The 20,104-nt window shown below is 47.4% G+C and carries 16 protein-coding genes and 1 riboswitch; of the genes, 9 read left to right on the forward strand and 7 right to left on the reverse strand.

Annotated elements, in window-relative coordinates; translation table 11 throughout:
- The first annotated feature begins 378 nt into the window (after window positions 1–378).
- Both HGP28_RS16735 and HGP28_RS16740 read left to right on the forward strand, forming a co-directional pair.
- Complete coding sequence (locus tag HGP28_RS16735) at window positions 379–3,414, forward strand: EAL domain-containing protein (RefSeq protein ID WP_168837604.1); 3,036 nt, start codon at window positions 379–381, stop codon at window positions 3,412–3,414.
- A gap of 160 nt (window positions 3,415–3,574) precedes the next feature.
- Window positions 3,575–3,650: riboswitch (cyclic di-GMP riboswitch) on the forward strand.
- A 37-nt stretch (window positions 3,651–3,687) separates the two neighbouring features.
- Window positions 3,688–4,728 (forward strand): hypothetical protein, encoded by a 1,041-nt coding sequence (locus tag HGP28_RS16740; protein ID WP_168837605.1) that lies wholly within the window; start codon window positions 3,688–3,690, stop codon window positions 4,726–4,728.
- A 104-nt stretch (window positions 4,729–4,832) separates the two neighbouring features.
- Here HGP28_RS16740 and HGP28_RS16745 read toward each other — a convergent pair whose 3' ends face one another.
- Window positions 4,833–5,720: a LysR family transcriptional regulator gene (locus HGP28_RS16745; protein ID WP_168837633.1), complete on the reverse strand. Its 888-nt coding sequence runs from the start codon at window positions 5,718–5,720 to the stop codon at window positions 4,833–4,835.
- A 150-nt stretch (window positions 5,721–5,870) separates the two neighbouring features.
- On the opposite strand from HGP28_RS16745, the gene HGP28_RS16750 reads away from it, so the two are divergent.
- From HGP28_RS16750 to HGP28_RS16760, 3 genes are all read left to right on the forward strand, one after another.
- Complete coding sequence (locus HGP28_RS16750) at window positions 5,871–6,323, forward strand: PACE efflux transporter (protein ID WP_168837606.1); 453 nt, start codon at window positions 5,871–5,873, stop codon at window positions 6,321–6,323.
- A 423-nt stretch (window positions 6,324–6,746) separates the two neighbouring features.
- Window positions 6,747–7,985: an MFS transporter gene (locus HGP28_RS16755; RefSeq protein ID WP_168837607.1), complete on the forward strand. Its 1,239-nt coding sequence runs from the start codon at window positions 6,747–6,749 to the stop codon at window positions 7,983–7,985.
- A gap of 102 nt (window positions 7,986–8,087) precedes the next feature.
- On the forward strand, window positions 8,088–8,291 hold the full coding sequence (locus HGP28_RS16760; protein WP_168837608.1) for a hypothetical protein: 204 nt from the start codon (window positions 8,088–8,090) through the stop codon (window positions 8,289–8,291).
- Between the two features lie 37 nt (window positions 8,292–8,328).
- Here HGP28_RS16760 and HGP28_RS16765 read toward each other — a convergent pair whose 3' ends face one another.
- From HGP28_RS16765 to HGP28_RS16780, 4 genes are all read right to left on the reverse strand, one after another.
- Window positions 8,329–9,087, reverse strand: a complete 759-nt coding sequence (locus tag HGP28_RS16765; RefSeq protein ID WP_168837609.1) for a dienelactone hydrolase family protein — start codon at window positions 9,085–9,087, stop codon at window positions 8,329–8,331.
- 52 nt (window positions 9,088–9,139) lie between these two features.
- On the reverse strand, window positions 9,140–11,134 hold the full coding sequence (locus HGP28_RS16770) for a DNA topoisomerase III (RefSeq protein ID WP_168837634.1): 1,995 nt from the start codon (window positions 11,132–11,134) through the stop codon (window positions 9,140–9,142).
- Between the two features lie 89 nt (window positions 11,135–11,223).
- Window positions 11,224–11,772, reverse strand: coding sequence for an NAD(P)H nitroreductase (locus HGP28_RS16775; protein WP_168837610.1), 549 nt, complete (start codon window positions 11,770–11,772; stop codon window positions 11,224–11,226).
- A 27-nt stretch (window positions 11,773–11,799) separates the two neighbouring features.
- The gene (locus HGP28_RS16780) at window positions 11,800–13,812 is read right to left on the reverse strand and encodes an NADPH-dependent 2,4-dienoyl-CoA reductase (RefSeq protein WP_168837611.1); all 2,013 of its coding nucleotides are present in this window, start codon (window positions 13,810–13,812) and stop codon (window positions 11,800–11,802) included.
- Between the two features lie 224 nt (window positions 13,813–14,036).
- On the opposite strand from HGP28_RS16780, the gene sppA reads away from it, so the two are divergent.
- A complete protein-coding gene (sppA, locus tag HGP28_RS16785; protein WP_168837612.1) occupies window positions 14,037–15,887 on the forward strand; it encodes a signal peptide peptidase SppA in 1,851 nt (616 codons plus the stop codon).
- A gap of 61 nt (window positions 15,888–15,948) precedes the next feature.
- On the forward strand, window positions 15,949–16,962 hold the full coding sequence (gene ansA / locus HGP28_RS16790) for an asparaginase (protein WP_168837613.1): 1,014 nt from the start codon (window positions 15,949–15,951) through the stop codon (window positions 16,960–16,962).
- Between the two features lie 31 nt (window positions 16,963–16,993).
- Here the strand turns inward: ansA and HGP28_RS16795 are convergent, their stop codons facing one another.
- Window positions 16,994–17,284: a YeaC family protein gene (locus tag HGP28_RS16795; RefSeq protein ID WP_168837614.1), complete on the reverse strand. Its 291-nt coding sequence runs from the start codon at window positions 17,282–17,284 to the stop codon at window positions 16,994–16,996.
- A gap of 99 nt (window positions 17,285–17,383) precedes the next feature.
- Between HGP28_RS16795 and HGP28_RS16800 the strand changes: the two genes are divergently transcribed.
- Window positions 17,384–18,214: a DUF2989 domain-containing protein gene (locus tag HGP28_RS16800; protein ID WP_168837615.1), complete on the forward strand. Its 831-nt coding sequence runs from the start codon at window positions 17,384–17,386 to the stop codon at window positions 18,212–18,214.
- A gap of 53 nt (window positions 18,215–18,267) precedes the next feature.
- Here the strand turns inward: HGP28_RS16800 and msrB are convergent, their stop codons facing one another.
- A complete protein-coding gene (gene msrB, locus HGP28_RS16805) occupies window positions 18,268–18,687 on the reverse strand; it encodes a peptide-methionine (R)-S-oxide reductase MsrB (RefSeq protein ID WP_439333867.1) in 420 nt (139 codons plus the stop codon).
- Window positions 18,688–19,025: 338 nt separating this feature from the next.
- On the opposite strand from msrB, the gene gap reads away from it, so the two are divergent.
- Window positions 19,026–20,021, forward strand: coding sequence for a type I glyceraldehyde-3-phosphate dehydrogenase (gene gap, locus HGP28_RS16810; protein ID WP_168837617.1), 996 nt, complete (start codon window positions 19,026–19,028; stop codon window positions 20,019–20,021).
- Window positions 20,022–20,104: the final 83 nt, after the last annotated feature.

Genomic DNA, 20,104 nt, shown 5'->3' on the forward strand with positions numbered 1-20,104 from the left:
CGCCCTTTGTGAGCGATACCCAAACAACGTGGCGTTGCAGTTAGGCGGCAAACGAACAAAGCCTCTGAGCACTTCGTGAACATAAACGAACTATGTGAAAAGCCCTGCGGCTTCAAGTGGAAAGGATATAAACACATTAACCTTTTCTTTGGGCTAAGTTAACTTACCTTCTACAATTCCCAATCTGGTTTAATCCAAACGTGCGTTCATTATCATTTCTAGCAATTTGATCTTTTTTTTCATTTTTTAGGTCAGTATGGTTACTGGAATCAAGGCCTCACTCTAACTTTGATTTACACCCTAGATAGCTATCTTTGGTGCAAATTCATCACAACAATAATAGAGGCTATTTTTGAGCAAAACTCGGCTGCCAATGTAATGAAAATACAAACTTTGAATAACAGACCCACCATCGGGGTTATTTTACCGATGTTAAGTGGGTTTTATATGGGAGAGCTCAACGCTACGCTGCGCCAAATGGCAAAAGAGCGTGGCGTTAATTTGGTTTTTATTCGCAGTGGCCACCGCCGTGATTTTGATTTACCGATTGCACTTAATCATCTTGACGCGTTAATTGTGGTACTCCACGCCGCATCGTATCAATTGGTCGAACTTGCGATCAGCAAAAATATTCCTGTGTTGTCATTAGGTGCGAGTTATTCCCCGCTAAAAGTAGAACAATTCGTCAGTGTCCAGAGCGATGGTGTGACGGCTCTATACCAATGGCTTTTAGAACAAGGTCATCAACAAATTGGCTTTTGTGGTGACTTATCCATCAATGATGTTCGCGCTCGCTTCAAAGCCTTTCAGCATACTGTGATTAAACACCGTGGTCGATTTGATGCCACTGACTTTTTTTCGGTAAGTAACTGCTCACTCGCTGGTGGGCGAGAAGCCGCGATGAAGTTCATTGAACGGCGCTCACAGTGCTCTGCGATTATCTGCGCAACGGATCAAAACGCCATTGGTATGGTAGAGCAGTTCAAACATTTGGGCCTTGAGATCCCAAACCAAGTTGCAGTGGTCGGCATTGATAACGTGTTTTTCGGTCAGCAAATTCAGCCACCTCTCACCACGGTTGACCAACAGCTTGAAACGCTAGCCACCGATGCGTTTCAGCGTGCTATCGCCCGCATTGACGGCGCACCCTATTGCGCCGACATCATCCAAATCCCACAAAAGCTGGTCATTCGCCAATCGTGTGGTAACAGTGACCCAGCATTAGAAACCAAAGAATCACCGGACTCGGTGCGCCATACCCTGCTAAATGTGGATGGGCGCTCGCCAGTTGAAATCTTTGAAAGCTTTTACTCGCAAGCCCAAAACGGGTTCAGCTCGATTTTAGACGCGCAAAGTTTGTATGGAAATAATCTCGATTGGGCATGTTTGGCCAGTTGTACTAAAGAGCGCTATGAAGTAGAAAGTTGGGTTGAGCAAGGCATGACTTGCCCATCATCCCCCCCAAAAGAGAGTGCACCAGAAGGCGATGTACGTGATTTTCCGTATCTTGACAGTAACGCACATTTCGTCGCCACCTTAATGCCTATCGCGACAGGGCAAAAACAGCAATGGCAATTAGTCGCAGTGGTCGATTCGCTGTTTGATGTGCAAAATATTGGCACTCAGTCGGTATTTAGCAATTATTTAGACATGCTATCGCTGTTTATTGAACGCGATGCCCTGCTCCATACCAGTACCCTGCGGCAAAAGAACTCCCAGGCGCTATTGCAGCAACTTAAAGTCGTATCAAATAGCTCGAATGATGGAATCTGGGATTGGAATTTATTAACGAATCAACTTCGCTGGAATAGCCGTTTAGTTGATATGCTCGGCAATAAATTTTTATCACGTAAACGTCAAATCCATTGTGATAGATTATTTCATTTCATTCACCCCGACGACATTAATAAACTGGAAGAATGTATTCGCTCCCATTTAGTTGATAAGACGCCCTTCAAAACCGAATTTCGTATTCGAAAACACGATAAATCTTATATTTGGGTTCAAGCCAACGGCTCGGCGGTGCGAAATAGTGCCGACCAAGCAGTGCGCTTTATCGGCTCGATGACCGATGTGACTCAGCAGCGTGAAAGTGCCGCCAAAATTCACCATATGGCCTATTTTGACTCGCTCACCGGCGTCGCCAATCGGCGCAAAATCATGGAAGAAATCGCCGAGCATATTCGCCGCTCTCCAGGGGTACCACGGGCAGTGATGCTAATGGATCTGAATCGTTTTAAGATCATCAATGACTCGTTTGGCCACCATGTCGGTGACGCGCTGCTCTGTCATATTGCCAATCAACTGCAAAATATTTTGCCCTCATCACATACGATTGCTCGATTGGGAGGCGACGAATTTTTGTTTTTCTGTAACGCCCAAAATAATGACGAGTCCAGTGATATTGCACAGGCCATTCTTCAAGCAACCAAAACACCAATGATTCATGAAGAGATAGAATTAGTCAGTCAGGGCTGCCTTGGCATCGCATTTTATCCTTATGATGGTAGCGATGCCGCAGAATTGGTCAAAAAAGCCGACATTGCGATGTACCGAGCAAAGCAATCTGGCGCGCAAAAAGTGCTGCATTATAACGACACGATGGCCATCGGTTCACAAAGCTTGGTGCAAATTGAGCATCATCTTAATCAGGCACTGACCAAAGATGAAATCACGGTATTTTACCAGCCACAATGCTGCAGCCAGACACAACAAATCATTTCAGTTGAAGCTTTGGCTCGCTGGGAGTCTGCCACCTTGGGGTCAGTGCCACCAAGCCAGTTCATTCAAGTTGCTGAAAGTGCCGGACTTATGGGCAAACTTGGCGACTATATTCTCAACCGAGTCTGTCAAGACATGCAACATTCTGCGTGGCTGCAATCATTACACCGAGTCGCGGTAAATATCAGTGCCAAACAGCTCGTCCAAGCGCAGTTTGCCGATGAGGTAATTCAAACCATTCACCGTTATGCACTGCCACCAGAGCGATTTTGCATCGAAATTACAGAAACTGCGGCAATCAGCGATTACGACTTATGTGTGCAGTCATTAGAAGCGTTACGCAATGCGGGCATTCATATTGCACTTGACGATTTTGGTACCGGTTTTTCCTCGCTGTCACTACTTAAAAAACTGCCCCTGGATGAAGTGAAAATTGATCGCTCCTTTATTGGCGATATCACTCAAGATCAATCTCATCTAGAGTTTGTTTCTACGATGATTTCAATGGGAAAAAGCCTCGGCTATCGTGTCGTTGCCGAAGGGGTTGAGACCGCAGAGCAAATCGCGCTTTTAAGCGGATCAGACTTAGATTTACTGCAAGGCTATTACTTTAGTCGACCACAGCCTCTAGGGGAACTTGAGCAATTGTATCCGCTTGACTTGAACACTTATACCTATACCCAAACTACTTGATGATGCAGATAGGCTTGTGAGCGCAAGCCCATTCGACATAGCGAACGCCTAACATTTTAGAAAGTCACAGTAAAGCACTAAGATGAAAAAGAATAAAATCAGATAAAATAAAATCAAAAAGTTTGAACTTACTTCCATAAATCAATAGAATCCTCGCGATCCGCTCTAAGGGCAAACCCATCGTGAGGTGGGGACGCAAAGTGACAGCAGACGAAAGTCTGGGCTGCATTACTGAGTTTAGTGTTTGATGTGCTTCACTAGGCGACTTAGACTATGAAAATCCGTTTATTGGCTTTAAGCGCAACTGCGCTCTTCTCCCTAAGCAGCGTTGCTGCTGATTTGACTTTTTACCCAACCCAAGTTAATGGTTCAATCCGTCACATGGATAACACCCCCAATCGTGACGTGACCGTGATTATTGATGTGCACGCAAAGTACACCAAAGAAAACGGTAAGAACAAGAAATTCAACGAAACACTTCAGTTCTCACAATCGCAGGCATCATTTGCTGATCTGCTCACGCCGCTTCAATACAGCCGTGAGGAACTTGCGCAGTACACTACCAATGCAAAAGTTCGTGCCACAGGCAGCAATGAATTTGTGCAAAGTTTCGACCTGCCTTTTGACATCGCGAACGAAACCTATAAGCGAGCACAACCTGCTAGCATTGGTCATGCCGCGCTGTTTCACGAGACGGTAGTCGACGCAGAAGGTCGTTACAAAAACTTTGATGTTCCAGCACTTTACGTGAACATTAACGGAACGTATGTTCCTGCAAAAAATGCACAACTTCATGCACCAAGCTTTGTTAAACACAACGGCCGCCACATGTTTAAAGTCGTGGTAACCGATATCGTTGATAACGTGATCGTAGGTTTTATCGAAGCAAAACAAAAAGTGACCTTTGAAAAGGCCGATTACTTTTTGAATGACGGCGATCGTATTCCTGTTTACTGGACAATGAAAGCTGAAAGCGAGCCTTCTTGCAACAGCGCGTGCCAAAACCAGACCGAGGCACACCTTAGCGTGAGCCAGGCTCAAGTAATTGGCGAAGGCAAACGTCGCTCTGACATCAAAGCGAAAAACGAGCATGGTGAGTTAATGGATTGGTTCCAATACAGCCAAGAAAATGGGGTTAACCTTGGTCTTGGTAACAAACCGCTTGGTCTGATTAAAGACGCTGACGTTGACGGTCGTTACTGGGTGTATGGCTCAGCCATCACTAAAGATGAAAATGCGGCAAACAGCAACAAACCCTATTACAGTAACGAGCATAAAAACACGCCAGCGATGGCCGTCGCGATCGATTTGTAAGACGCGCTCTCGCCCGCAAGGCAACGTTATATAATGCACTCACTGATTAAAAGCACCACACGATGTGGTGCTTTTTTATCATCAAATCTCGCAGCGCCTTGATATTACGTTAGTGTAAACAGGTGCGCTTGCACACATCCGAGTACTGCACTTAACGCAGGCCCAGGATGATGACGCCGCGACACAACACAACCCACACTGGTCAACCAGCCACTTTTTTCATGACTAACTGGTAAAGCCACGAGCGACCCATCAACAAGCGCAGCTCGAACCAAACTCTCTGGCACATTGGCCCAACCCACCTTTTGCTTGACCCATTCGACCAGCGTCTCATGTCGGTTGGCATACCACAGTTCAGTACTGATTCCGTAGGTAAACCACAGTTCTTCTTTATCCAGGCTGCGATGAACGCACTGACGATAACGCTTAAGATCGTTATCGCGAACGGTGGCTAATTGCGCCAACGGATGCTCAGGCGCTGCAATCGTTAGAAACCGCGTTTGCCCTAACAGATAAAAGTCCATATCCGGAAGCAATTCACCCGTCGCGTAGACGATCCCGATTTGGGCCCGCCCTTGCCGAATCAATGTGGGGATGTCAAAAGTCGAAACGCTCAAAACCTCAATGTTTGTGGTCGGAAAACGTGTCGATAATGCACCAATTTCACGCAGAAACTCACTTGTGGGCAAACTTTCATCTACCGCAATAACCAACTCGTGCTCAGCGTCTTGCCTCAACGCTTCAATTTTTTGGTCGAAGTAGTGTGCTTGCTGCAAAATCGCCTGCGCAATGGGCAGTAGCGCCTGACCGCTTTCGGTTAACTGTGGTCGGTTTTTCTCGCGGCTGAATAACGTTTGATCAATCGCAATTTCTAAATTTGCAATCGCTTGGCTCACGCCAGACTGGGCGCGATTTAATCGCCGTGCCGCCGCAGAGAACGAGCCACTTTGGCATACTTCAACAAATATTTTTAACTGCTCAATACTGTACATAGTCGACTTTAGCACTCATACCATCACATTATGTGATAGCTGTTAGTTTGGTTTTCATTTAGAGATCTCGATAATAGCCGCCACTATTTTTGATATTAAACGTACAGTGCGCCACTTTGTTGCCACACTATACGCTGTTTTGGAGTTTATATGAAACCAATCGAGCGTGTCTTTCACGCGGTATTATTTGAAGCACTCGCGATCACCTGTTCGGTTATTGGACTGGCCCTGTTCACCGACCATCAAGTAAGCGCACTATCAGGAACAATGATAGTTGTCGCAACCATAGCAATGATGTGGAACTACGTTTTCAATTGGGGTTTTGACCGTTTTGTTCCTGGGGAGAAAACCGAGCGAAGCATTAAGACGCGTATCATCCATGTGTTACTGTTTGAAGCCGGATTGCTGTTTGTCACCATTCCGGTGATGGCGATTTTGCTCAATGTGTCATTGTGGCAAGCCTTTTTGATGGATATTAGCGTCACCATTTTTATTACTTGCTACGCCTTTGTTTATAACTTTGCGTATGACCATATTCGCGCTTATATTCTGCGTCGTCGCGGCGTTATCTCCCTTGCGGCCGACGTTGAAACGGTTGGTTAGCCCTCAGATTAAAATCTCTAAAAATCATACCGTTATTTTTCCTACCATTGACTGAACAGTCGCCATCACCATGTCACTTAACTAAGCAATACGAAGGTGGTGATGGCCTCGTTTCAATGGCGCCGATTTCACGTCAACCGTTACTTGAGATCCACGTACTGCCCATTGATGTTTCGTCCATGCCCCACTTTTTACTCTATACCCGTCCTATTTGAAGTTGCAGCGGTGTTGACGGGCACTCACAAACCTCATCACATAGCTCATCTATGCTCAGAGGCTTTGTTCGCTGGTCGCCTACCTGCATCTTCAAGTTGTTTGGGTATATATAATTAATGAAATCGATAACGAATATAAATCCATTCGATTTCACTGATTATTAATACGTCGCTATGCTAAAGGCTGATTTAACCTAGGAATATCAGTATGCTTTCCGATCAGTTTTCAACGTCACTGTGGGCTAATCACACATACACTCGCTTATTTAGCGCGCAAGTCATTTCACTTATTGGGACAGGAATGAGCTCTGTCTGCCTTGCGTTATTAGCGTATGATTTAGCGGGAGACGATGCCAGTCGTGTACTTGCGACGGTATTTGCGCTAAAGATGATCACTTATATCGTCTTTGCACCGCTCATTACGCAATGGGTTCAACATTGGCCCAAGCGACCTACTTTAGTGACACTCGACCTACTGCGCGCCATGACATTTTTAGCACTGCCATTGGTCAATGCGGTTTGGCAGGTCTACCTACTCATTGTTCTGATTAATCTTTGCTCTGCCGCCTTTACGCCACTGTATCAAGCGACTTTGCCACAGGTGGTCACCCGCTCGGAAGATTACGCCAAGGCACTCTCTTTTAGCCGAATTGCCTATGATTGTGAGCAAATTATCAGCCCGATCTTAACCGCCTTACTTCTCGGCTGGCTCAGCTTTCGCACCCTTTTTGCGTTTGACGCCGCAACATTTTTACTCTCCGGATTGCTGATTATGTCGTGTCGACTTCCTGGTTCGAAGCCCACTAATTCCAGTCCTCAAGCACCCACCCACACTCGCAAATTGACCGCAGGGCTATCTGATTATCTCAAACAGCGTCAACTTCGCTCACTTTGGTTTGCTTACCTTGCGGTAGCGGCAGCCAGTGCAATGGTTCTGGTCAATACCGTGGTTTACGTTCACCAAGTCCTGCATGGCGATGAGCGTGAAACGGCGGTTGCGATGTTACTTGTCGGCATAGGCTCCATCGCCACAGCGCTGAAATTACCAACATGGCTGCGTGATCGCACGCCGAATCGATTTCATCTGTTGGGGATTAGCATTATCGGGATGGCGCTCGTGCTTGGCGCGCAACTACCGAGTTGGTTTGGCTTTGCTGTGGTGTCAGTAGCGCTGGGGGTCGGTATGTCATTAATTCAAACAACCTCTGGCCTCATCATTCAAAAAGCCGCAGACAAACATGATGCCAGTGCATACTTTGCGGCCCACTTTTCGCTCACGCATTTTTGGTGGCTCATCACTTATTTAATTGCAGGAATGACTGCGCAGCAATGGGGACTCGATGGTGCGTTTTGGTCAATGTTACTTCTTTGCTCACTTAGCGCGATCATGGTTTGGATTACGCAGCGCACGCCGTTGGCGAATAACCGCGATGCCAGTACGTCTTAGTATCAAATCCAAGACTTCACGCCATCCCAGTCTAGCTCAACTTGTAAAGCTTTCAGACCAGATCAGAATTAAGAAGCGTGATAATGCAGAAGGAGCATCGCCATGGCAGATAAAGATCTGGTCAACTTCAATGAAGAGTATGAACTGAACTACTGTTTACGCAGTGCAGGAAAACGACAGACTCAATCCAACCGTAGCACCTTGGTCGAGCTTGGTCATCAAGTCAAACAGCAGTTGGGCAAGCGTTCGCTTACCCACCATGAAGTCAATGATGCGATTAAAGGCAATGAGGATTTGTTTGATTAATCATGCCCGCGCTGGCTGTAATCAACCGCTGTCGTCGTTAAGAGGATGGCGGGGTCACGTCAGCGTCAGGCACCAGTGTTTCCTTGAGATACGCCGAAAAACGTTGCCACGATTTTTTATCGGCTTGTTCATGGTAGCGCGGAGAACCAATCACTGAAAATGCATGAGGTGCACCGCTGTAGGTTGCCATTTCATGAACAATACCCGCCTTTTCAAGCTCCTGAGCTAATAGAGCGAAATCTGTCATGGGCACCGCTTTATCCGCGGTTCCGTGAAATATCACCACTTCGCCGGACGTGTCCGTGTAACTTTGCCCTTCAGGGGTTTTTAACCCACCATGAAAACTGATAAAGCTCTGCATTGGGACACCAGCACGTGCCATTTCTAGTGCAACTGCACCACCAAAGCAATAACCTACAACCGCGGCATTATTGCGATTGCCGCCTAAGGTCACCGCATGCTCAAGACTTGCCGCCATTAGCGCCCGCATTTTGACACGGTCTTTATATAGTGCTTGGGTCATTGCTCGTTTGTCTTCGAGCTTTTGTGGCCGAACGCCTTTGCCGTAAAGATCAACCGCAAACACACTATAACCTTGCTCATTGAGCATGGCTGCGCGAGTTTTCTCGTAGTTGGTCAAGCCATCCCAGTCATGCACAATAACAACCAATGGCGCTTTCTCACCAGCATCAAGATAGTACCCTTGATAGGGACTCCCATTCACAAAGTAGTCGCTGGTTTGACCCATCGCATTGAAAGAGAGTGCGGTAAACATCGTTATGATCCATTTCAACATGTTAATTTCCTTATATTGACTTCCTTACACGTGTTCAATTCCCTACTGCTCGTTACGGGTTCGAACCTTTGCCACGCCCCTTACTCGGGAATGATTTGGCTTGAGAGCGGCGGCGTCCACTTGCGCCCTTGCGCTTAAATACGGCTTTCTCAACTGGCGGCAACGCTCGCAAAGCGTCGGGTACAGGCCCCTGTTTTACCGTATTGATTAACTGCGTAATTTGCGCTTCTAGCGCCTGCATAAAAGGTTGATAGGGTTGGTCGCGCTCTGCCATTCCTTGTAATTGGTGCTCCCATTGCGCCGTCATATCAGGATAACTCGCCTCTTGAGGAAGCGCATGAATCAGCCCTCTTCCCGCAGCGGAACTGATAATGCTTTTGCCCTGACGCTGCAGTAACTGACGTTTAAATAATGTATCTAAAATTCCCGCGCGAGTTGCCTCCGTGCCCAAGCCGTCTGTTTCGCGTAATATCGATTTTAGACCTTTATCATGAACATAGCGTGCGATTCCGGTCATTGCTTGCAACAAAGTCGCCTCGGAGAATGGTTTTGGCGGCTCAGTTTTTCGCGCGCGGATCGCCCCTTCACGGCACGTTAACGTGGTTCCTTTTGCTAAAGGAGGCACACTGTCTACGCCATCTTCTTCCTGACGTGCCTGTTTGCCGAGTAGTGCTCGCCAACCGGGTTCGATTAATTGCCGCCCTTTGGCCACGAATACGCCACCTGCAATATCAAAAACCAATTTAGCGTCGGCATAAATCGCTTTGGGGTAAAACTGGATCAGATATTGGCGCGCAATTAACTGATAAATATTCAACTCGTAGGAAGAAAGAACCGCTGAACTCAGCGTCTTCGGCGTAGGGATGATGGCATGGTGCGCATCGACTTTACTGTCGTTCCATGCTTTTGAGCGTAAACTCAAGTTCGCGCCACTGACTGCCGAGGCTAAAGCATCTGCATTATGGGCTATGGCGTTACTCACATCACGGGCTTGAGCAAAGTGGTCGTTGGGAAGATAGCGGCAATCAGAGCGTGGGTAAGTAATCAGCTTATGTTTTTCATACAGAGATTGGCAGACGTCTAACACTTGCTGGGCGCTCATTGAAAAACGCTTGGAAGCATCGATTTGCAAAGCAGAGAGCGAATAAGGCAATGGCGCGCTTTGTGGCGTCTGTTTGTGCTCGGCTTCGGTCACCACTGCAGGCTGACCTTTTATTCGTGCCGCTACATTTTCAACCAACTTTAAATTTAGAACTCGACCTTCCTCATCTTGCCATGGTCGACACGCTTCACTTGGCTTCCAGCGCGCGCGGATCTCTATTGGGGAAGCATCGGCTGCGGCAGATGGCGGGGTATAAGGCAATAACGCGTCAAGGGTAAAATAGTCTTTTGCAATAAACGCCTCTATTTCTTCATCACGACGCACCACCAGTCCTAAAACGGGGGTTTGTACTCGGCCAACAGACAACACGCCTTGATAGCCCGCTTTTTTTCCCAATAAGGTATAGGCCCGTGACATATTCATTCCATAGAGCCAATCGGCGCGAGAACGAGCCAGCGCCGAGATCGACAGCGGAATAAAATCCCGATTACTGCGCAATTGCTCGAGAGCACGCTTCACGGCTGGCAAATTTAAGTCACTGATAAGCAATCGTTGAGCGGCATTTTTTTTGCTTTGACTGAGCTTGCAATAATCAAGCACCTCATCCACCAGCAATTGGCCTTCTCGGTCAGGGTCACCTGCATGGATCACTTGCGTTGCTTGCTTAAGCAACTTGCGCACCACGGTCAATTGTTTGCTGGCACTGCTGCGCGGTCGCAATTGCCATTGATGAGGCACAATCGGTAAATCAGCCAGATCCCAGCGCTTGTAGCGTTCATCGTACGCGTCGGGTTCAACTTGCTCTAATAAATGCCCAATGCACCAAGTGACAATGTTGCCGTCACCACACTGAATAAAGCCCGTTTCATTTTTTTTCGGGCCGGGTAACGCCGCAGCAATGGCTCGGCCTAAACTGGGTTTTTCGGCAATAAAGAGACGGGTCATCGTCATAAAACTCACACTGTTACACTGCGCTCACCTTACCGAAAAAGCCTTAACGACGCCATCAAAACTGTATATTTAACCAGTTGTCACTATAAAAATTCAACAAATTGAGAAAGATCGCGCTCTGGTGGGCTCATTGGCGTCGTTTCTGGAGTCCCTAAATAGAGGAAACCAACAATTTCATCGTCTCCTTGCACGCCAAATGCCTCGCGAACACTTGGGTGAAACATCCAATTGCCAGATCGCCAAAATCCTTGAAACCCTTGTGCCACCGCGGCCATTTGCATCGCCTCTACCGCGCAAGCGGCTGACCAGTGCTGCTCGACAGCAGGGACTTTGGGGTGTGATTTGACCTTGGCTATTACTGTGATCACCATCGGGGCGCGAAAAGGCGCGTGCTTGGCTTTTTCAAGAACCGCCGCTTCACTGTCATCACTTTGCGCCGCAGCCAATAAAATCGCTGCCAGTTTCTTGCGCCCGTCTCCCTGCGCAATAACAAATTTCCACGGGGTTAAATTACCATGATCGGGCGCGCGCAAACCCGCGCGAATGATATTTTCAAGCGCCTTACCTTCGGGTGCGGGCTCTTTGAGCTTACCCATTGAGCGGCGGTTAAGTAATAATTCTAATGCATCCATGTACACTCCTGTGACATCAGTTTCAACTTACAGCGCCAAACCTAATTCGACACCCTGCTTAATGGCGCGCGCGGCATCAAGTTCACCAGCATGATCTGCGCCACCTATCACGTGAAGTTTATCACCCAATTGCTGCCACTGCGCCTCGAATGGCCTAACTGACTCTTGCCCAGCGCAGACAATCACACTCTGAATCGGCAGATGTTCAAGATGCTCATCACGCTGAATCGAAAAGCCGTCAGCGTCAATGTCATAATAAGACACGCCCCCAAGTAGATGCACACCCCGCTTTTGCAAAGCGCGCTGGTGAATCCAACCTGTGGTCTTGCCAGGCCCTTTACCGACACGTCCTTTACGCCGTTGTAATAACCAAACGGTTTTTTCGGAATGAATATTCGGATAAGGGTATAATCCGCCCGGATTGGTGTAATTGCGGTCAATGCCCCATTCGTGCAGCCAATCATCAAGCGTTTGCTCATTGGGCTCTGTGAGTAACGTTGCCACATCAACGCCCACCCCACCTGCGCCAACAATCGCGACACGCTCTCCTACCTCGGGCCGCTCTCGAATGAAAGTCTGATAATCATAAATCGGCACAGTGTCGTCGGTGACTTTCAACTCAACGGCGCGCGGCTGCACACCTGTGGCCATGATCACTTCATCATAATCTTGCAGTTGCGCCAGATCTGCTGCTTCGCCCAAGCGTAATTTGACCCCAGTTTGGTCGATTCGGTTGGCAAAATAGCGAATCGTTTCTCGAAATTCACCTTTACCTGGGATCTGCATTGCCAAACGAAATTGCCCACCGATCCTATCTTGTTTTTCAAACAAATCGACACGATGCCCACGCTCGGCCAGTGTGGTCGCACAAGCCAGTCCGGCAGGCCCTGCACCAACCACGGCGATGCTTTTAGGCTCAAGTGCTGGAATGATGGGCATACTTCGTTCATAGCAAGCGCGTGGGTTGACCAAACAACTGGCGCGGCGCCCTTTAAACACGTTATCCAAACACGCTTGGTTACAACCAATGCAGGTGTTGATAAGTGACGCTTCTCCGCGCTGCGCTTTTTCAACAAATTGAGGATCAGCCAAAAAGGGGCGTGCCATCGAGATCATATCTGCCTGCCCCGACGCCAAAATTCGCTCTCCCTCTTCGGGTGTGTTAATTCGATTACACGCAATCACCGGAATCGATACATGAGGCTTAATTTTCTCTGTCACCCAGCTAAAAGCACCACGCGGCACCTGAGTTGCAATGGTAGGGACACGCGCCTCATGCCATCCAATACCCGTATTAAGTAAGGTGACGCCCTCTTGCTCTAACGCTTGAGCAAGTTCAATGACATCGTCTAGCGTGCTGCCTTGTTCCACCAAATCAAGCATCGAGAGGCGGAAAATAATAATAAATTCGGGCCCGACTGCGCGGCGCACTTGGCGCACCACCGCCAAAGCAAATCGCATCCGCTTTTGATAGCTACCGCCCCAGTCGTCGTAGCGCATATTGGTGCGTTTACACAAAAATTGATTGATTAAATAGCCTTCCGATCCCATCAACTCGACACCGTCATAGCCGGCAAGCTGGGCCAGCTCGGCACTATTAGCAAAAGCGGCAATGGTTTTTTCAATCTGCTTTGGCGTCATTTCATGCGGGGCAAAGCGCGCAATTGGCGCTTTCATTGGCGAGGCGCTTTGAGCAAATGGGTGCATTGCATAGCGCCCTGCGTGCAATATCTGCAACGCAATTTTACCACCGTGTTGGTGCACCGCCTCCGTCACGACACGGTGCGCTTTAGCGTGCTTTGGCTTACTAAATTCTGCGCTCATCGGGTGCAGACGACCACGCAAATTAGGCGAGAACCCTCCAGTCACAATCAAGCCGACCCCTGCACGGGCGCGCTCAGCATAAAACTCAGCTAAATCACCCAGCCCCGCTTTGTGCTCTTCTAGGCCAGTATGCATTGAGCCCATTAAAATGCGATTTGGCAGTTGAGTAAAACCAAGATCAAGAGGTTGAAACAGATGGGGGTATGCGATGGCCATGGCGATTCCTTCTATGCAGTCTGCTCGAATTTACTATCCTGGTCTGACCAGACTATTCAGTGCAAGGTGAAAAATCAAATGTTCATTTACATATTTGCAACATAGCGCAAAATTGAATGCCAACTGCTAGAATCGCGTGGTAAGCTTTGAAAAGTTGTTAGTTTTTGGGGTGTTACCGACACTCAGCCGACACAGGCACCATGTGTACGGATTACGGAGAAAAAATGAAAACGATATTTCGCTTTATCGGAATGATTTTTAAGGGAATTTGGAAAACGCTAACCTTTGTTAGAGTCGCGCTTGCCAATTTGCTATTTTTACTCATTCTCGCGGTGGTTTATTTCGCAGTCTTTCATGGTGAGGAAGCCCCTGTTGGCATGACCACGCCTTCAGCACTGGTGCTCGATTTAAGTGGCCCTATTGTCGAACAGCGAACGTATGTTGATCCAATGGAATCAATCACAGGTCCCCTGCTAGGTGGCGAGCTACCAAAAGAAAATGTGATGTTTGATGTGGTTGATACCATTCGCCATGCCATCGACGATCCCAACATACTGGGTTTGGTTCTATCGCTCAAAGATATGTCGGAGACGAACTTAACCAAACTGCGCTACATTGCCAAAGCAATTGAGGAATTTAAAGCCTCAGGCAAAACCGTCATTGCAGTTGGTGGCTTCTACAGCCAAAGCCAATATTATCTTGCAAGCTATGCCGATCATATCTACATGGCACCCGATGGCGGCGTGCTAATCAAAGGTTATGGCGCATACACGCTCTACTATAAAACTCTATTAGAAAAGCTCGATGTCACGACCCACGTATTTCGTGTTGGTAGCTACAAATCCGCAATTGAGCCTTTCATTCGTACCGATATGTCAGATGAAGCTCGAGCCTCAGCCACACGCTGGCTTAATCAGCTTTGGGGGGCCTATGTCGACGATGTCGCAACTAACCGTCAGATCAAAGCGGCCAGTTTAAACCCCACAATGGCGCAGTTTCTCGCGGAACTGAAAGCAGTCAATGGCGATATCGCGCAACTGGCACTCAATCTTAAACTGGTTGACTCACTCGCCAGTCAAGAACAGGTCACCGACGCACTTATCGAAAAATTTGGTAGCGATGGCCAACATGGGTTTAACCAGATCAGTTACTACGACTATCGCCCCATGATGATGCCAAACGTTGAGCAGCACGGCAGTGACATCGCGGTTGTTGTCGCCAGCGGCGCTATCATGGATGGTAATCAACCACGGGGGACTGTGGGGGGTGAAAGTACGGCGAAATTACTGCGTGAAGCGCGCTTTGATGACCGAGTGAAAGCCGTAGTGCTGCGTGTCGATAGCCCAGGAGGCAGCGCCTTCGCTTCTGAAGTGATTCGTAACGAAGTCGTGGCACTCAGAAATGCGGGCAAGCCAGTCGTGGTTTCCATGTCCAGCGTTGCTGCATCTGGTGGCTATTGGATTTCAGTGAATGCTGACAAAATTATTGCTCAGCCCACCACGTTAACAGGCTCTATCGGCATTTTTAGTGTGATCACCACCTTTGAAAAAGGGTTAAAAACGCTAGGCATTAATTCTGATGGGGTTGGCACCACGATTTTTTCAGGCCAAGGACTGACAACAGGGTTATCCAGCGGCATGAGTGATGCGATTCAACTCGGCATCGAGCACGGCTACCAGCGTTTTACTCAATTAGTCTCTCAAGGGCGCGCACTTTCCATCGAACAAGTCGATAAGTTAGCCCAAGGGCAAGTTTGGACGGGTGAAGATGCCCTCAAGTTAGGCTTAGTTGATATGTTGGGTGATTTTGATACTGCGGTTGAAACTGCCGCTGAGCTGGCAAAACTGGAAAGCTACAACCTATATTGGGTGGAGGAACCATTATCACCAGCGGAAATCTTCTTACAAGAATTTACCAGCCAAGTTCGCGCATCACTGGGTTTAGACATTCGCGCATTAGTGCCTAAATCAATGCAGCCTGTCGTCAACCAAGTTGGCCATGATCTTAATATAATGAGCCAATTTAATGATCCAAAAGGGCATTATTCACTTTGTTTGACCTGCACTAGCGAATAATTCCATAATATGAACTTTTCGAGGGCGCGGCAGCGCGCCCTTAATTGGGTAATCTGAGTTCATGACACGAAAGCACATCTACATCGCTTACACTGGCGGTACCATTGGCATGCAAAAATCCGCACACGGTTATGTGCCTGTCGCAGGATTTATGGAGCAGCAACTTGCGGCAATGCCCGAGTTCCATCGTCCAGAAATGCCACATTACACGATTCATGAATACGCGCCGCTTATTGACTCAGCCGATATGACACCGGCTGATTGGCAACAGATTGCCAATGACATTCGTGATAATTACGAGAAATACGATGGTTTTGTGATTTTGCATGGTACCGACACCATGGCATACACCGCCTCAGCACTGTCGTTTATGCTTGAAAACTTAGGCAAACCGGTGATTATTACCGGATCACAAATTCCCTTAGCAGAGCTTCGTTCCGATGGCCAAGCCAATCTGCTTAATGCGTTGCATTTGGCGGCAAATTACCCGATTAACGAAGTGACGCTGTTTTTTAATAATCAACTCATGCGTGGTAATCGCAGTACCAAATCACACGCCGATGGCTTTAACGCCTTCACATCACCCAACTTGCCGCCACTTCTGGAGGCGGGGATCAGTATTCAAATCAACCCGAGTGTGACCGTTGACCAAACGCCAAAAGGCGCATTTAAAGTTCACGACATTACGCCGCAACCGATTGGCGTTATCACTATGTACCCGGGCATATCTCATGAAGTGATACGCAATACCTTGCTACAGCCGGTAAATGCGATGATTTTACTGACATTTGGGGTTGGCAATGCGCCACAAAATCCACAACTCCTGAGCCACCTAAAAGCCGCGTCAGAACGTGGTGTCATCGTCGTCAATTTAACCCAGTGCTTGGCTGGAAAAGTAAACATGGGTGGCTACGCTACCGGTTGCGCTCTCGCCGATGCCGGTGTTATCAGTGGATTTGATATGACATCAGAAGCGGCGCTCGCCAAACTGCACTTTCTACTCAGCCAGCCACTCAGTTATGAACAGGTGAAAGCACAAATGCAGCAGGTTTTGCGTGGTGAAATGACGCTTTAGTTATTGATACCCAAGTGCGGTTTAAAAACCATCACTTGGGTATATCATTAATATTAACGCGAACAATCTCATCGGTTGTGGAACCGAACTCTCGCTTTAGCTCACTCTTTGATTTAAAACATATTTCTCCGCCCGCTGAGACTGTCATGTGCTGCGCATCTACGTTATGCTGCGATTGATAAAGCATCACTGCTTGCATGCATGAGTCGCGCTGTTCGGCGGTAAGCAATGTGCCTTCTGGCCAGCGCCCCGTTTCAACGGCGTAAAGCAGGCGTTGATACCCCGTTGGGGTAATTGACGATATTAACTGCTCGCGATTCATAATAGCTCCCAAAAAGTAATAATTTAAAAACAATAGCTTGGCTGTATTTTTCGTCAAGTTAAGTCGTAAATTAATCGTGATAGATCACAAGCATACCTTATGAAACAAACTCAATGGACTGCGCTGCGGTTACTGCCTTTCTTTGCTATTCCACTGCTCTCTGGCTGCTTCAAAAGTAACTCAACGGACGCTTTGTGTAACGAAACACCAGCCTTGCGCTGTGAGCTGCTCAATATTGACGATGGCCAATGCCGCAAGCCGCGTACTGACCTAATTTGGCATCGTTATGATGTGTTAAACAACCCAAGCGATCAAAACAAAATTGAAGAATACCGCCTGGTTTCTGAGTATCGTAAATGCCTCGAACTCGCGTCACAAATTGCGCCCATCGACCAAACTGAGCTAAAACAAAAGCGATTTGCCGCGCTGATGCATTCGATTGAAGAGCTGGATCGCATTCAAAGCGACCTCACGCAATACAAAACGCCGCAAGCGCTCTATTTCCTTTGGAGCCAACTGGGCGATCGTGACGCTCAACGCCAATTTTTGCAACTCGAAGGAAAGCCCGAGCTAGAAACGGCTGAACTGCAATACGCTTTGGCCACCTTCTATACATCGCGCGATCACATCAAAACACTGACGCTGCTTAACCGAGCCTTAGAACTCAGTCCAAAAGAGCAGATCAATACGGAAATTTTGCAAACTCTCTCAAGCACCAACCAGCTGCTTCGCAATAAAGAGCGTGCTTATATCTGGGCCATGGTCGCTAAGAGTTTCAATGTGCCACTCGCAGACAAACAAGAACTGCATCTGTTGTATGGCTTTGAAAGCGCCAAATACGATGAGCTTGATAACATCGCCAAACGGGTGGTCAAAGCGCTCAATCAAGGCAATTTCAATGCCGCATTGGTACCAGAACAATTTGATTAACGTCACGTTGGTGAACGCGTCAACTCAGTCAGTTATTTTTTCTTTTAAATGGTTTAATCAATTTTGTTGAAAATTAACGACACCGAGTTGACGCAATAACGCTCCCCCGTTGTCGCTGGACCATCGTTAAAAACGTGACCTAGGTGGCAATCACAGCGTGCACATCGAATCTCTATTCGCTGCATACCATGGCTTTTGTCTTCCAAATAGCGAATAGAATCGGGGGTGATTGGCGCGTCGAAACTGGGCCATCCGCAGCCTGAATCGTATTTATTCGCCGAGGCGAACAGGGGCGTTTGGCAGCAAGCACAAAGGTACTCGCCAGTGGATTTATTATGCAGCAGTGTGCCACTAAAAGGGGCTTCGGTTCCCCCCTCTCGACAAACGTGGTAAGCCTCCGGTGATAAGAGCTTACGCCAATGCTCATCTGACCTCTCTACCAATTTTGTTGTCTTTGAAACTGTTTTTTTCACGATATTGCATCCTTTTGTTACCGCACACTCAACTAAAGGCAAAGATAAATTTACTTGCGTCTCACCACTGTTGTAGCACATACTTTCTCACCACAAAACTTAGGTTAGAAAATTGGTCGATAGCTGTATGCTGTTGCACCATTTTACGCCAACTGGTTATTAAGCAGATCAATAACACGTTTAAAAAACGAACATCTAAGATAAATTGTTAAAAAAAGCGTCGGTTTTTTTTGACTTTAGACAAGTTAAGTCGGATTATCTGTTGCAGATGGTTACTGGGTTCTGTAATTTTACTACCAGTTATCTTTAATCAAAAATTAAGTTGTGGAGCAACTACAATGACTATCAAAGTAGGTATTAACGGTTTTGGCCGTATCGGCCGTTTCGTTTTCCGTGCATCTGTTGAGCGTGCAGACATCGAAGTGGTAGGTATCAACGACCTTATCGACGTAGATTACATGGCATACATGCTAAAATACGATTCAACTCACGGCCGTTTCGAAGGCACTGTTGAAGTTGTAGACGGTAACCTAGTTGTTAACGGCAAAACTGTACGTGTAACTGCTGAGCGCAACCCAGCTGACCTTAAGTGGGACGAAATCGGTGTTGACGTTGTAGCTGAAGCGACTGGTCTATTCCTAGACGACGCAACTGCTCGCCAACACATCGCTGCTGGTGCGAAGAAAGTTGTTCTTACTGGTCCTTCTAAAGACGCAACTCCAATGTTCGTAATGGGTGTTAACCACACTTCTTACGCAGGTCAAGACATCGTTTCTAACGCTTCTTGTACTACTAACTGTCTAGCACCTATCGCTAAAGTTCTTAACGACAAGTTCGGTATCGAATCTGGTCTTATGACTACTGTTCACGCGACTACTGCAACTCAAAAAACTGTAGATGGTCCTTCTGCTAAAGACTGGCGCGGTGGCCGTGGTGCTTCTCAAAACATCATCCCATCTTCAACTGGTGCAGCTAAAGCAGTAGGCGTTGTTCTTCCAGAACTAAACGGCAAACTAACTGGTATGGCTTTCCGCGTACCAACTGCTAACGTATCTGTAGTTGACCTAACTGTTAACCTAAAGAACGGCGCATCTTACGAAGCTATCTGTGCAGCAATGAAAGAAGCTTCTGAAGGCGAACTAGCTGGCGTACTAGGCTACACTGAAGACCAAGTTGTTTCTCAAGACTTCATCGGCGAAACTCAAACTTCAGTATTCGATGCTAAAGCAGGTATCGCTTTAACTGATAACTTCGTTAAAGTTGTATCTTGGTACGACAACGAAATCGGTTACTCAAACAAAGTTCTAGACCTAATCGCTCACATCTCTAAGTAATTACTTAAAGATAACGATTAGTGAGACTTGTGTTTGATACATAAGTAATCTTAAAAAGGCGACTTTCGAGTCGCCTTTTGTCA

It is taken from the genome of Vibrio agarilyticus (genome assembly GCF_012641465.1).
GTDB lineage: Bacteria > Pseudomonadota > Gammaproteobacteria > Enterobacterales > Vibrionaceae > Vibrio > Vibrio agarilyticus.